The organism is Isoptericola sp. NPDC056618 (assembly GCF_042792715.1).
GTDB classification, from domain to species: Bacteria; Actinomycetota; Actinomycetes; order Actinomycetales; family Cellulomonadaceae; genus Isoptericola; species Isoptericola nanjingensis.
This window is the reverse complement of record NZ_JBHTVZ010000024.1, coordinates 26745-40771: the sequence shown is the minus strand read 5'-3', so window position 1 is coordinate 40771 and position 14027 is coordinate 26745. Positions and strand designations below refer to the sequence as shown.

The window sequence follows — 14027 nt, the reverse complement described above, 5'->3', positions numbered from 1 at the left end:
CGCGCGGCGGCTTCGCGCGTCGACGCGCGCCTGGGAGCCCGCTGTGGTACACGCCACGCTGCGGGGGCCGTAGGCTTGCCCCGGAATCCGGCCGCCGGGGCCGGGTCCGATCCAGGAGTGGTGTGCAATGCCCCTGTTCGAGGTCGATGCCCAGAGGCCCCTCCTCGTCCAGTCCGACCGGTCGCCCACGGCCAGCGCCCAGGGCGTCGGGACCACCGCCCACCGGGTGGTGGACAGCCACATCGACGGTCTGCTCGGCGAGCAGATCTTCCCGGTGAGTCCCGGCGTCGGCCCGGACGAGCCGCACCTGCTCGCCCTCGACGCGACCGGCTCGCCCGTCGTCGTCGAGCTCGTCGCCGACCTCGACCGCGCCGCCCTCACCCGGGCGCTCGACCATGCCGGAGCCGCCGGCCGGCTGACGCGCGGCGCCCTGGCCGAGCGGTACCACGGCGGGCCGGCCGCCTTCCACCGCGACGTGTCGGCGTTCTACGACAGCGTGCCCATCACCCGGTCGCAGCCGGGCCGCAGCAGCGCGCGGCTCATCGTCATCTGCCAGGAGGCGAGCGAGGAGATCCTCAACGCCGTCGACTTCCTGCGCCAGCCCACCATGCCCGTCGAGGTGCTGAAGATGGGCGTGGTGCACAGCGCGGACGGGCGCCGCTTCGTGGACGTCTCGCCGCTGGTGATCCACCCCGCGTCCGCGCCGTCGGCCCCGAGCCTGTCCGCGCCCGCCCCGGCGGCGCCGACGGACACGGTCGCCGCGCCCGGCGACGACACCGCGAGCCCGACGGGGGGCACCGCCCGCGTCGACCCCGAGACCTTCGCCGAGGGCGTGGCCGTCGGCCTCGCGCTGGGCGGGAAGAATCCCGCCACGGTGCAGGCGCCCCGCGAGAGGGCGGAGTCCGCCCCGCCGTCTCGGACCCGCCGCCGGGCCGCGCGCCCGCGGTCGGCCGAGGCCGGCCCGTCGGACGCCGCGCTCCCCGGAGGCCCGCTGCCCGTGCCGGCCGCGCCCGTGCCGGCCCCGCACGCCCCCGTGCCTCCGCCCCCGCCGTCCTCCCTGCCGATCCCGGCGCCCGCCCCGAGCCGCGCACCGGGTCTCGACGACGACCTCGACATCACCCGCGAGCGGCCGCCGCTCCCCGACGGCGCCCCGCGCCGCCGCTCGCGCTCGGACCGCTTCACGTCGCGACCGGAGCTCGACGTGCCGTCGTCGGACCTCGGGCAGCAGGACTTCGGGCAGCAGGACTTCGGACGGCAGGACTTCGGACGGCAGGACTTCGGTCAGGCGTTCGCGGAGGTCGCGGCCCCCGCGTTCGACCTGCCGGTGCCGGAGCCGCGCTGGTCCGGCGTCGAGGACGACCTCCCCCGCCTGCAGGTGCCGCCGCTCGAGCCGCCACGCCTGCGCACGCCGCCGTCGGACCCGTTGGAGCCCGGCTGGGTGCCCGCGCCGCGCGACCACGGCTACGACCCGCTGACGTCGCCCGTCCCGCCCCCGCCGGAGCCGCTCGCGGCGTCCGGGTCGTGGGCGACGCCCGTCGCGGGCGACGACGAGGTGGACCCGGACCTCGTCGCCCTGGCCGGCACGCTGGTGCACCCGACGACGATCGTGTGGTCGCGCCCGCGACGCCGCCAGTACTTCGAGGCCGTGCTGCACCAGGACGGCGCCATCCAGCTCGCCGACGGCTCCCGCTACTGGCACCCGGACCACGCGGCGTCGGCCGCCTCGGGCTCGCCCACCGCCGACGGGTGGAGCGTCTGGCGCCTCGGCGCCGAGGGCCCGACCCTGATGGACGCCTTCCGGCACCGCTTCGCCTGACGCGGCGAGGTCAGGGCAGGACGACGATCTTGCCGGTCTGCTCGCCGGCCGCGAGGCGCGCCAGCCCCTCGCCGACCCGCGCGAGCGGCACGACGGAGTCGATGACGGGCCGCACGCCGGTGCGCGCGACGAACCGTGTCAGCGCGGCCAGGTCGTCGCGCGAACCCATGGTCACGCCCTGCACCCGGATCTCGTTGAAGAAGACGCGGGTCAGCTCGGCGGGCGGGGCGTCGCCCGACGTCGCGCCGCAGACGACGATCGTGCCGCCCGGCCGCACGGAGCGCACCGAGTGCGCCCAGGTGGCCTGGCCGACGGACTCGATCACCGCGTCCACACGGGCCGGCACGCGGGCGCCCGTCTCGACGGCGTGCGCCGCGCCCAGCTCCAGCGCTCGATCGCGGCGCTCCGCGGAGCGCGAGGTCACCGTGACCTCCAGGCCGGCCGCGGCGCCGAGCACGATCGCCGCGGAGGCGACGCCGCCGCCCGCGCCCTGCACCAGCACCCGGTCGCCGGGGGCGAGACCGGCCGCGCCGAACAGCATCCGGTAGGCGGTGAGCCAGGCCGTGGGGAGGCACGCGGCCTCCTCCAGCGAGAGGTCCTCGGGGAGGGGCACCAGGTTGTGGATCGGCACCGCCACGTACTCCGCCAGCGTGCCGGGGTAGTGCTCCGACAGCAGCGTGCGGCGCTCGGTCGGCCCGACGCCGTGCCCGTCGGCGCCGATCACGCCGTGCAGGAGCACCGGCGTGCCGTCCGCGGCGGTGCCCGCGGCGTCGGTGCCGAGGATCATCGGGAGCTGCTCGGGCCGCAGTCCCACGCCGCGCAGCGACCACAGGTCGTGGTGGTTGAGCGTCGCGGCGCGCACCCGCACGGTGGTCCAGTTCTCCCGCGGCTCGGGCTCGGGGCGTTCACCCACCTCGAGGCCGTCGAGGGGGGAGTCGGGCGAGAACCGGGCGACGGTGGCGGCGAGCATGCGTCCCAACCTACTGTCCCAACCTACTGTCCCGACCTGCTGTCCCGACCTCCTGATGGTCGGCCCGCGAGGACGGACCCGGAGGCCGGGGCCGGAGATGCCCTAGGTTGTCCGCCATGCCTACCGGTGCGGTCGAGGAAGAGCTGGCCGCGGCACGAGCGGCCGTCGTCGGGCACGCGCAGCAGTCGGCGCGGCGTCAGGTCGCGGGCCGGGAGCTCGCCGCGGCGGAGGATGCTCTGGCGGACGCGCGGGCCTCGCTCGCCGACGAGGCGGCCGACGTCGCGCGGCTGGAGTCGCTGAGCCTCGCGCGCGTGTGGGCGGGGCTGCGCGGCGACCGCGCGCAGCGCCTCGACGCCGAGCGCGCCGAGCAGCAGGCCGCGGAGTACGTCGCCGCGACGGCGCAGGCGCGGCGGGACGCCGCGGAGCGCGAGGTGCGCGCCGTCGACGCCGGTCTGGCCGCGGCGGAGGTCGAGCTGCGCGGCGCCGACGGCTGGTCCACCTACGACACGTTCTTCGACGGCGGCATGCTCGCGAGCATGGTCAAGCACGACACGATGGACCGCGCCGCGGGCCTGCTGCGCGAGGCGGACGGAGCGCTGCGGCACCTCACCGTCGAGCTGGGCGACCTCGGCGAGCAGGGGGTCGGCGGGGTCGGCGTCGACGGGCTCACCCGCACGCTCGACGTCTGGTTCGACACCATCTTCACCGACTGGTCGGTGCGGAACCGGATCGCCGAGGCGCGCGACCGCGTGGCGGCGGCGACCCGCGCCGTCCACGGGTCCGGCAGCGCCTCGCCGAGCGGTCCGCGGCCGCCGAGGCCGAGCTCGCGGCGCTCGCCGCCCGGCGGGAGAGCCTGCTCGTCGCGTGACCGCCGCCGTCAGGGGGCGCCGACGTCGAACATCCAGGTGATGCCGTACCGGTCGGTCACCTGGCCGTAGAAGTCGCCCCACGGCGCCTTGTCGAACGGCATCGCGTCGCTGCCGCCCTCGGCCAGCTTGGCGTACGCGCCCGCGACGTAGTCGTAGTCCTCCGGCCCGCCGGTCAGCGCGACGGTCACGCCGCTCGTGGGTGCGACGTACGGCATCATCGAGCCGGTGTCGGCGGCCATGAGCGTGAGGCCGGACGGCGTCTCGAGCTGGCCGTGCATGACGAGGTCCTTGTCGGAGTCCGCGATCGGCATGCCCGAGTCGGCCGGCATCCCGCCGAACGTGCTGACGTCGAGCTCGCCGCCGAGCACCGACCGGTAGAACTCGAGGGCCTCGCGGGCCTGGTTCTTGAAGCTGAGATAGGGGTTGAGCCGGACCATGGGGCGCCTCCAGCAGCGCTGCGGGGTGGCTGGCCGCGCGGGTCGGCGGCCGGTCACCACGCTAGGCACGGCCGCTGACACACGCGCGGGCGGCGGGCGCCGCGGGCCGGCGGCGGGGTCCCCCTCAGAGCATGTCGAGCGGCACGGGGCCGCTCGGCGGCGGGAACGCGGCGTCGAGCTCGGCGAGGTCCTCGGCGCCGAGGCGCAGGTCGCGCGCCGCGGCGTTCTCGCGCACGTGCTCCGCGGACCCGGACCGCGGGATCGCGACGACGCCCTCGCCGGCCAGCACCCACGCGAGCGCGACCTGCGCCGGGGTGGCGCCGTGCCGCCGGGCGACCTTCCGCAGCGCGGGGTCGCCGAGGATGCGTCCCTGCTCCACCGGCGAGTAGGCCATGGTCGCGACGCCGCGCTCCCGGAGGAAGGGCAGCAGGTCGTGCTCCGGGCCGCGGCGGGAGAGGTTGTACAGCACCTGGTCGGTCTGGCACGCGCTGCCCAGCCCGCCGGTGACGCCGTCGAGCTCGCGCAGGTCGTCGACGTCGAGGTTGCTGACGCCCCAGCCGAGCACGTCGCCCGCCTGCACCAGCGCGTCGAGGGCGGCCGCGGTCTCCGCCAGCGGCACCCCGCCGCGCCAGTGCAGCAGGTAGAGGTCGAGCCGGTCGGTGCCGATGCGGCGCAGGCTGGCCCGGCACGCCTCGACGGTGCCGCGGGCGTCCGCGTTCCACGGGTAGACCTTGCTGACCAGGACGACGTCGTCGCGGCGCCCGGCGACGGCCTCGCCCACCAGCTCCTCCGCCGCACCCTCGCCGTACATCTCGGCGGTGTCGATCAGGGTGAGGCCCAGGTCGAGGCCGGTGCGCAGCGCGGCAAGCTCGTCGGCGCGGCGGGACGGCGTCTCGCCGAGGAACCAGGTGCCCTGGCCCAGCGCGGGGACCGCGCGACCGTCGGGCAGCGTGACGGTGGTGGTCATACGCCGATCATGCCCCGGCCTCGTCCTCCTCGACGCTCGCGCCGGCGAGGAAGTCGGCGACGATGGGGCCGAGCTGGTCGAACTCGATGAGGAAGCCGTCGTGGCCGAAGTCGGACGTGACGATGCGCAGCGGCTCCGCCCCCGGCACCCAGGCGGCGATGCGACCCGCCTGCTCCGGCGGGAACAGCCGGTCGGAGTCCACGGCCACGACCAGCGCGCGGGCCGTGATCTGCGACAGCGCCGACTCGACGCCGCCGCGGTCGCGGCCCAGGTCGTGGCTCAGCATCGACTCGGTGAGCACGAGGTAGGAGTTGGCGTCGAACCGGCGCGCGAGCTTGTCCCCGTGGTGGTCGAGGTACGACTGCACGGCGTACCGCCCGTCCTCGAGCGGGTCCTCGCCGCCCTGGGGCAGCCGCCCGAACCGCACGTCGAGCTCGGCCGCCGTCCGGTAGGTCGTGTGCGCGATCTGCCGGGCGATGGCGAGCCCGGTGTCCGGGCCGTCGCCGTCGGCGGCGCCGTAGTAGTCGCCGCCGCGCCAGCGCGGGTCCGCCCGGATCGCGCCGAGCTGCGGGTGCGCCCACGCGATCTGGTCGCCCGACGTCTGCGCCGTCGTCGCGATGGCGGCGATGCCGTCCACCGCGATCCCGGCCTCGGGGCCGAGCAGCGCCCACTCCAGCACGCGGAGCCCGCCCATCGACGCCCCGACGACCAGCGACCAGCGCTCGACGCCGAGCTGCCGGGCGAGCTCGATCTCCGCGGCGACCTGGTCGCGCGTGGTGATGCGGGGGAAGCGCCCGCCCCACGGGTGGCCGTCGGGAGCGGTGGACGCCGGCCCGGTGGTGCCCTGGCAGCCGCCCAGCACGTTGGGCGCGACGACGAAGTACCGGTCGGTGTCGATGGGGGCGCCGGGGCCGATCATGTCCGCCCACCAGCCGGCGGTCGGCTGCCCCGGCCCGGCAGGCCCGGTGACGTGCGCGTCGCCGGTCAGCGCGTGCAGCACGAGGACGGCGTTGGAACCGTCGGGGGCCAGCTCGCCCCACGTCTCGTAGGCCACCCGGACGTCGGGCAGCACGCCGCCCGCCTCGAGCTCGACCGCGCCGACGTCGACGAACGCGCGGTCGGCGGCCGGGTCGCCCTCGCGCCACGCGCCGGTGGCCGGCACGGGCGGCTTGACCCGGTCCCGCGAGACCGGCGTCGGGCGGACGGTGGGGGCGGCCTGGTGGCGGCCGCCGACCGACGGCACGGTGGCGGCGACGCCGCCGCCGCACCGCGCGGACGGGCCGGGCACCGCGGTCACGCGGCGGCCTCGTCGTCCGACGTCGTGCCGCCCGCGATCACGTCCGCCGCCGCGGCGAAGCCGAGCTCGAGGTCGGCGAGGATGTCCTGGATCCCCTCGAGGCCGACCGCGAGCCGCACCAGGGCCGGCGTCACGCCGGACTGCGCCTGGGCCTCCGGGGTGAGCTGCGAGTGCGTGGTCGACGCGGGGTGGATGACGAGCGACCGCACGTCGCCGATGTTCGCCACGTGCGAGTGCAGCTCCAGCGCGGAGACGAACGCGCGGCCCGCGGCGTTCGCGAGCTCCGGGTCGGCGACGTCGAGCTCGAACGCGATCACCGCGCCGGCGCCCTTCGGCGCGTACTTCCGGGCGTTCCCGTGCCACGGCGACGAGGGGAGGCCGGCGTAGTGCACGAGGCGCACGTCGGCGCGCTCCTCGAGCCACTCGGCCACGGTCTGCGCGTTGGCGACGTGGCGCTCCACGCGCAGCGACAGGGTCTCGAGGCCCTGCGCGAGCAGGAAGGCGTTGAACGGCGCGACGGCGGGGCCGAGGTCGCGCAACAGCTGGACGCGCGCCTTGAGCACGAACGCGAGGTTGGCGCCGAGCGCGGAGCCCACGCCGAGGTCGCGGGCGTAGACGAGGCCGTGGTAGCTCTCGTCCGGCTGGTTGAAGCCGGGGAAGCGCTCGGGCTGCGCGGCGTAGTCGAACGTGCCGCCGTCGACGATGACGCCGCCGATGGCCGCGCCGTGGCCGCCGAGGTACTTCGTGGCCGAGTGCACGACGACGTCGGCGCCGTGCTCGATCGGGCGCACCAGGTACGGGGTGGCGACGGTGTTGTCCACGATGAGCGGCACGCCCACCTCGTGCGCGACGTCCGCGACCGCGGCGATGTCCAGCACGTCCGCGCGGGGGTTGGGGATCGTCTCGGCGAAGAAGGCCTTGGTGGTGGGCCGGGCCGCCGCGCGCCAGGACTCGGGGTCGTGCGGGTCGTCGACGAACGTCGTCTCGATGCCCAGGCGCGGCAGCGTGTGGCGCAGCAGGTTGTAGGTGCCGCCGTACAGGCTGGGGCTGGCGACGACGTGGTCGCCGGCCTGCGCGACGTTGAGGATCGCGAGCGTCTCCGCCGCCTGGCCCGACGCCACGAGCAGCGCGCCGACGCCGCCCTCGAGGTCGGCGATGCGCGCCTCGACGGCCTCCTGGGTGGGGTTGCCGATGCGGGTGTAGATGGGGCCGAGGTCGGCGAGGGCGAAGCGGTCGGCGGCGACGTCGGCGCTGGGGAACTCGAACGACGTGGTCTGGTAGATCGGCAGCGCGCGGGCCCCGGTGACAGGGTCCGGGGTCTGGCCGGCGTGGATCTGGCGGGTCTCGAAGGTCCAGCTGGAGGTCATGACGTGCTCCTGGGGCTCGGTCGCGGTTCGGTCGGCGGTGATCGGGCCGCGGCGGGAACCAGGAGGCCTGCGCGTCTGGGGCGGGCCGCGGCGGTCGGCTGCGCACGCGGAGCGGATGGCTGGGTCGACGAGCGGCCGCAGGCAGGCGAACGTGCGCGGTGGTCAGCGGCACATTCGACGGGTCATGCGGACGACCGTAGCCCGGCGGCGTAGCGCGCGACACCCATGTCTCGCCATTCGGGACCAGAATATGGACGGCGTGTCGGCTTGCGCGGCATGGCCTGGGCGCACTCCCCGGTGGCGCTCCTGGTCGGCCGGGGTGAGTCTGGGCGAGGTTGCCCGGAGCGCGTCAGTCCAGGGAGGAGCAGATCATGCCTCGCACCCGTCGTGCCGTCAGGGTCACGTCGTGGGCCGCCGCCGCGCTGCTCGCCGGTGGGTCCGTCGCCGCCGGAGGCGTAGCGTGGGCCGACCCGCCGTCCGACGACGACGTCGCGGCCGCGCACGCGGCGGCGGACGCCGCCGCCCTCGACGTCGACGGCGCCGAGGCGCGGCTGGACGCGATCCGTGCCGAGCTCGCCCGGGCCGAGGCCGCCGTCCAGACCGCGGCGGAGGACTACGCCGAGGCCCGCGCGGCGCTGTCCGCGGCGAAGCGCGAGACCGCCGAGGCGCGGGAGCGGGCCGACCGTGCCCAGGCGGCCGAGGACGCCGCCCGCGGGACGCTCGCCGAGGCGTACCGCACCACGGCGCGGGCGAACGAGAACGGACTCGGGCCGCTCGACGTCGTCACCGGGGCGCGCGACGTCGGCGACGTCGTGTCGACCGACGCCGCGCAGCGCGCGGTGGACCGGAAGGTCGCGGGCGCGCTCGCCCGGCAGGCGGACGTGCGCTCCGCGGCGCGCAACGCCGACGCCCGCTGGCAGGCCGCCCGCGCCGCGCAGCAGGAGGCCAGCGAGGCGGCCGAGGCCGCGTTCGCCGCCGCCCGGCGCACGGCCGACGACCTGATCGCCCGCACCGCCACCGCCGAGGACGAGCGCGACCGCCTGTTCGCACGGCTCGCCGACCTGCGCAGCACCAGCGTCGAGCTCGAGCGGCAGCGCGAGGCCGACCGCCAGCAGAAGGCCGCCGCCGCGCGCGAGGCCGCCGCGCGGGACCGTGCCGAGGACGCCTCGTCGTCGGGCGGCTCGTCGGGCGCGTCCGACGGGACCGCCGACCGCGCGGACGCCGCCGAGCAGGCCGGCCCGGAGCCCGAACGATCCCGGTCCGCCGGGTCGGACGACGGCGCCCGGGCCGACGACGCGGCGTCGGGCGGCTCGGGGAGCGCGGCGGGTCCCGACCCGCAGCCGACGCGCACCCGCGAGCCCGCCCCGGACCCGGCGCCGCGGCCCGACCCGGAGCCGGACCCGAAGCCCGAGCCCCCGCCGGTCAGCGGCGTCGGCCAGGGCGGCGCCGCGCAGGGCCGCGAGGCGCTGGCGTGGGCGCGCTCGAAGATCGGCACCGCCTACCAGTGGGGCGGCGACGGCAACCCGGGCTACGACTGCTCGGGTCTGACTGCCGGGGCGTGGAACGCGGCGGGCGTGTGGATCACCCGCACGTCGCGGTCGCAGTACCTCACCGTCGGCAAGGTCTCCTACGACCGGATGCGCCCGGGCGACCTGATCTTCTACGCCAACGACACGTCCGACCCGTCGACCATCCGGCACGTGGCCATCTACGCCGGCGGCGGGATGATGGTCGAGGCCCCGCGCCCCGGCATCGACGTCCGCGAGACCCCGGTCCGCTGGGACGAGGTCATGCCGTACGCAGGCCGTCCGTGAGCGCCCACGACGGTCAGGCCGGCGGTCAGGGGCGCAGCAGCACCTTGGTGGCGCGGCGCTCGTCCATCGCGGCGTAGGCCTCGGCGACGTCGGCGAGCGGCAGCTCCAGGTCGAAGACCTTGCCGGGCACGATCGCGCCGGACAGGACCTCGGGCAGGAGCGTCTCCATGTAGCGGCGGGCGGACGCCATGCCGCCGCCGATGGTGACGTTGCGGTCGAACAGGCGCCGCACGCTCAGCTCGGGTCCGCCGTTCGGCACCCCGACGAAGCCGACACGCCCGCCGCCGCGCACGACGTCGAGCGCGGTGTCCATCGACTGCTTGGTGCCGACGCACTCGAGCGCCGCGTCCGCCAGGTCGCCGTCGAGCAGGTCGCGCACGGCCGCGAGGCCCTCCTCGCCGCGCTCGGCGACGACGTCCGTGGCGCCGAACTCGCGGGCCAGAGCGGCACGGTCGTCGTGCCGGCTCATCGCGACGATCCGCTCCGCGCCCAGGAGGCGCGCGCCGATCACGCCGGACAGCCCGACGGCGCCGTCGCCGACCACGACGACGGTGTCGCCCGCGGAGACGCCCGCGGAGAACGCCGCGTGGTACCCGGTGGACATGACGTCGGCGAGGGTGAGCAGGTGCGGCACCAGCCCCGCGGACTCGAGCTCGACCTCCGGCCGGCCCACGGGGAACAGGGAGTGCTGCGCGAGCGGGATGCGCACGCGCTCGCCCTGGGCGCCGTCCACCGGGTTCCCCCAGCGGTCGGTGGAGCCGAAGCCGGTGACGAGGTCGCAGGCCGCGGGGTAGCCCGCCCGGCAGGCCTGGCACTCGCCGCAGCTCATGGTGAACGGCAGGATCACGAAGTCGCCGACGCGCGCCGACGTCACGTCGGCGCCGAGCTCCTCGACCACGCCCACCAGCTCGTGGCCGATGGGGCGCGGCCGCTTCACGGTCGTGACGCCGCGGTACGGCCAGAGGTCGGAGCCGCACACGCAGGCGGCGACGACGCGGACCACCGCGTCGCCCGGGGTGAGGATCTTCGGGTCCGGGCGGTCCTCGACGCGGACGTCGCGGGGCCCGTGGATGACGGCTGCACGCATGGGTTCACGGTAGACGGCCGCCGGGCGGTCCGGGGACGACGACGGCGCCGCACCCCCTGGTGGGGTGCGGCGCCGTCGCGGGGCCGGGTGGTCAGTGACCGTCGTAGTAGCCGGTGTCCTTGGCGCGCTGGAAGGAGCGCTCGATCTCGGCCTCGGCGTCGGAGCGGCCCACCCAGTGGGCGCCCTCGACGGACTTGCCGGGCTCGAGGTCCTTGTAGACCTCGAAGAAGTGCTGGATCTCCAGGCGGTGGAAGTCGGAGACGTCGTCGATGTCCTGCCGCCACGCGGCGCGCTGGTCACCGAGCGGCACGCAGAGCACCTTGTCGTCGCCGCCGGCCTCGTCGCGCATGCGGAACATGCCGAGCGCGCGGCAGCGGATCAGGCAGCCGGGGAACGTGGGCTCCTCCAGCAGCACGAGCGCGTCCAGCGGGTCGCCGTCCTCGCCGAGGGTGCCCTCGATGAACCCGTAGTCGTCCGGGTAGCGGGTCGAGGTGAAGAGCATGCGGTCGAGGCGGATGCGACCGGTCTCGTGGTCGACCTCGTACTTGTTCCGCTGGCCCTTCGGGATCTCGATCGTGACGTCGAACTCCACTGTTCCTCCATGCTCGGGACGTGCTCGGGGAGATGCTTCGGACATGCTCGCTGCGGGCATGCTCGGTGCGGACGCCCTGTCAAAGTGTGCCATGCGCGGGCGCGCCCGCCCGGTCCGGTGCGGCGGCGTCGAACCGCGGACGGACGTGGGAAGATACGCACGGAGCGCGCCACGGGGTCCGGGCTGTGACGATGCTCACGGACGGCTCACGGACAGCTCACGGGGCGCGGGAGGACGACATGGGGTGGCGGGCCAGCGTCGGCGCCACCGTCACGACAGTGGTCGCGCTCTTCGGCGGCTATCTCGTGGCGGACGCCCTCGACGTCGTCCCGGGCATGCTCACCACCGCGCCCCCGCCCGCACCGGCGGCCCCGTTCCCGACGGCGCCCGGCGCCACCACCGGCCCGACCCCCGAGCGCTCGTTGCCCGACCTGCCCTCCGACGCGCCGGAGCCCGCGGCGTCCGCCGTCGGCAGGCTCGTCACCGGGCTGACGAAGGACGACCGCCTGGGCAAGCGGGTGGGCGCCGTCGTCGTCGACGCCGCGTCCGGCGAGACGCTCGGCGCGGCCGCCCCGGACCGGCCGATGGTCCCCGCCTCGACGCAGAAGCTCTTCACGGCCGTGGCCGCGCTCGCCGGCCCGGGCGGCGACACGACGCTCCCGACGACGGCGGTGCTCGACGACGAGACACGCCTCGTGCTGGTGGGCGGCGGCGACATGATGCTCGCGGCCGGTTCCGGCGACCCCGACGCGGTGAACGGCCGTGCGGGCCTGGGCGACCTCGCGGACCAGGTGGCCGCGCAGGTGCTGGACGCCGGGCAGGACACGGTGACCCTCGGCCTGGACGACTCGCTGTTCTCGGGCCCGGCCGTGCCCGCCGACGTGCCCGCCGCGGACGTCAGGGACGGCTACACCGCCCCGGTGGCCGCCCTCGCCGTCGACGTCGCACGCACCACGGACGAGGAGTACGCACCGCGCGAGAAGGATCCGGCGTTGGCGGCCGCGCGCACGTTCGCGAAGGCGTTGGAGAAGCGGGGCGTCGCCGTGCGCGGCGAGGTCTCCCGCGAGGAGGCGTCGTCGTCGGCCCGCGAGGTCGGCCGGGTGGAGTCCGCGCCGCTGCGCGACGTCGTCGGCGACATGCTGCGCCGCTCGGACAACACCATCACGGAGGTCGTGGGCCGCATCGTGGCGCTCGACGCCGGCGAGCCGGGCACCGGCACGGCCGCGATCCAGGCCGTGACCGCGCAGGTCGAGGAGCTCGGCGTCGACATGGACGGCGCCAGGCTCGTCGACCTGTCCGGGCTGGGCCGCGGGTCCCGGGCGACGCCCAGCCAGCTCGCCGCGGTGCTGACGCTCGCCGTCGACCCGGACCACCCCGCGCTGCGCGACGTCGCTGACGGCCTCGCCGTCGCGGGCCTGAACGGCACCCTGCACGACCGCTACCCGACGTCGAACCCCGGCCGCGGCTACGTCAACGGCAAGACGGGGAGCCTGCCGAAGGTCACGGGCCTGGCCGGCACCGTCGTCACGGCCGACGACCGGCTCCTGGTGTTCGTGACGCTCGCGGACAAGGTGCCCGAGGGCGGTTCCGCCGGCGCGCGGGTGATCTTCGACAACTTCGCGGGGAAGCTCGCCGACTGCGGCTGCCGGTAGGTAGGCCAGGTCGACGCCGGCGGTACGCCCGGCGATGGTTACCGTGGTCCCGTGACCACGCCAGCCCCCGCCGCCGAGCCCCTGCTGGACTGGACGGCGGCGGCCCAGATCGCCGGGCGGCTCGCGCGCCCGGGCGCCACGGCCCCCCGCGACGACCTCGACGCCCTGGTCGCCGGGCTGCGCTCCGCGGCCGGGGACGCCGTCGGGCACGTGCTGGAGGTCACCGGCATGACGCCCGCGGCGCCCCGCGCGGAGGGCGTGCTCGGCGACGTGCACGTGGTGGACCGGGCCGGCTGGGCCCGCGCCAACGCGCAGTCGATGCGGGCCATGACCGACCCCGTGATGGCGGTGCTGGCCGGGGAGATGCCGGCCACGTCGTCGGCGGTGCGGCTGGCCGGGGCGGCGGAGGTCGGAGGCCTGCTCGCGCTGCTCTCGGGCCGCGTGCTCGGTCAGTTCGACCCGTACGGTGCCGGCCACGCCCCCGGTCACGGCCGGCTGCTCCTCGTGGCGCCCAACGTGCTTCAGGTCGAGCGGGCGCTCGGGCTGCGCCCCCGGGACTTCCGGCTGTGGGTGTGCCTGCACGAGCAGACGCACGCCCTCCAGTTCGCCGCGGCGCCGTGGCTCGCCGACCACCTGGTGGGGCGCGTCGGCGACCTGATGAGCGGCGTCACCCGCGGCTCGGTCGCGATGGCGCACGCCCCGCTGCGGGAGAAGGCCGCGGTGGTCGGCCGCACCGTCCTGCGGGCGGTGCGCGGCGAGCTCGTCACCCCGCTCGACGGCATCCTCGGCCCCGAGCAGCGGCGCGAGCTCGAGGAGATCACCGCCGTCATGGCCCTGCTCGAGGGGCACGCCGACGTGATGATGGACGCCGTCGGCCCGCGCGTCGTGCGCTCCGTGCGCACCATCCGCGCCCGGTTCGAGAAGCGGCGCGACGGCGAGGGGGCGCCCGCGCTGGACGTCGTGCTGCGGCGCGTGCTCGGCATGGACGCCAAGCTCGCGCAGTACCGCGACGGCGCAACGTTCGTGCGGGCCGTCGAGGACCGGGTCGGGCGGGACGGGCTCAACGCCGTCTGGTCGGGGCCCGGGTTCCTGCCGTCCGCCCGCGAGATCGCCGACCCGCGCGCCTGGGTCCGTCGCGTGCACGGCTGACGACGGGCGG

General features: G+C 76.4%; 12 protein-coding genes. 5 read left to right on the top strand and 7 right to left on the bottom strand.

The genetic code is table 11. The features are described from left to right. Positions 1–127: 127 nt before the first annotated feature. Positions 128–1816 (top strand): hypothetical protein, encoded by a 1689-nt coding sequence (locus ACFQ8T_RS20145; RefSeq protein WP_430548248.1) that lies wholly within the window; start codon positions 128–130, stop codon positions 1814–1816. Positions 1817–1826: 10 nt separating this feature from the next. Here the strand turns inward: ACFQ8T_RS20145 and ACFQ8T_RS20140 are convergent, their stop codons facing one another. Continuing rightward, positions 1827–2786 (bottom strand): zinc-binding dehydrogenase, encoded by a 960-nt coding sequence (locus ACFQ8T_RS20140; RefSeq protein ID WP_430548247.1) that lies wholly within the window; start codon positions 2784–2786, stop codon positions 1827–1829. A gap of 116 nt (positions 2787–2902) precedes the next feature. Here ACFQ8T_RS20140 and ACFQ8T_RS20135 point away from each other — a divergent pair, with 116 nt between their 5' ends. Then, entirely contained in the window at positions 2903–3724 is an 822-nt protein-coding gene (locus ACFQ8T_RS20135) for a hypothetical protein (RefSeq protein ID WP_430548246.1), read from the top strand. Here the strand turns inward: ACFQ8T_RS20135 and ACFQ8T_RS20130 are convergent. The 4 genes from ACFQ8T_RS20130 to ACFQ8T_RS20115 form a co-directional block, all read right to left on the bottom strand. Then, complete coding sequence (locus ACFQ8T_RS20130) at positions 3664–4092, bottom strand: VOC family protein (RefSeq protein WP_429766758.1); 429 nt, start codon at positions 4090–4092, stop codon at positions 3664–3666. The genes ACFQ8T_RS20135 and ACFQ8T_RS20130 overlap by 61 nt on opposite strands. Positions 4093–4216: 124 nt before the next feature. Next, positions 4217–5059, bottom strand: coding sequence for an aldo/keto reductase (locus ACFQ8T_RS20125; RefSeq protein ID WP_430548245.1), 843 nt, complete (start codon positions 5057–5059; stop codon positions 4217–4219). Positions 5060–5066: 7 nt separating this feature from the next. After that, a complete protein-coding gene (locus ACFQ8T_RS20120) occupies positions 5067–6356 on the bottom strand; it encodes a homoserine O-acetyltransferase (RefSeq protein ID WP_430548244.1) in 1290 nt (429 codons plus the stop codon). Then, entirely contained in the window at positions 6353–7765 is a 1413-nt protein-coding gene (locus ACFQ8T_RS20115) for a bifunctional o-acetylhomoserine/o-acetylserine sulfhydrylase (RefSeq protein WP_430548263.1), read from the bottom strand. Before ACFQ8T_RS20115 ends, ACFQ8T_RS20120 begins: the two co-directional genes overlap by 4 nt. A gap of 329 nt (positions 7766–8094) precedes the next feature. Here ACFQ8T_RS20115 and ACFQ8T_RS20110 point away from each other — a divergent pair, with 329 nt between their 5' ends. Further along, the gene (locus ACFQ8T_RS20110) at positions 8095–9537 is read left to right on the top strand and encodes a C40 family peptidase (protein ID WP_430548243.1); all 1443 of its coding nucleotides are present in this window, start codon (positions 8095–8097) and stop codon (positions 9535–9537) included. A 25-nt stretch (positions 9538–9562) separates the two neighbouring features. On the opposite strand, the gene ACFQ8T_RS20105 is transcribed toward ACFQ8T_RS20110, so the two are convergent. After that, entirely contained in the window at positions 9563–10624 is a 1062-nt protein-coding gene (locus ACFQ8T_RS20105) for a zinc-binding dehydrogenase (protein WP_430548242.1), read from the bottom strand. A 91-nt stretch (positions 10625–10715) separates the two neighbouring features. Continuing rightward, positions 10716–11216 (bottom strand): inorganic diphosphatase, encoded by a 501-nt coding sequence (locus tag ACFQ8T_RS20100; RefSeq protein ID WP_079570841.1) that lies wholly within the window; start codon positions 11214–11216, stop codon positions 10716–10718. Positions 11217–11455: 239 nt separating this feature from the next. Here ACFQ8T_RS20100 and dacB point away from each other — a divergent pair, with 239 nt between their 5' ends. Both dacB and ACFQ8T_RS20090 read left to right on the top strand, forming a co-directional pair. Beyond that, positions 11456–12868 (top strand): D-alanyl-D-alanine carboxypeptidase/D-alanyl-D-alanine-endopeptidase, encoded by a 1413-nt coding sequence (dacB, locus tag ACFQ8T_RS20095; RefSeq protein ID WP_430548241.1) that lies wholly within the window; start codon positions 11456–11458, stop codon positions 12866–12868. A gap of 51 nt (positions 12869–12919) precedes the next feature. Next, entirely contained in the window at positions 12920–14017 is a 1098-nt protein-coding gene (locus ACFQ8T_RS20090) for a zinc-dependent metalloprotease (protein ID WP_430548240.1), read from the top strand. The last annotated feature ends 10 nt before the right edge of the window (positions 14018–14027 follow it).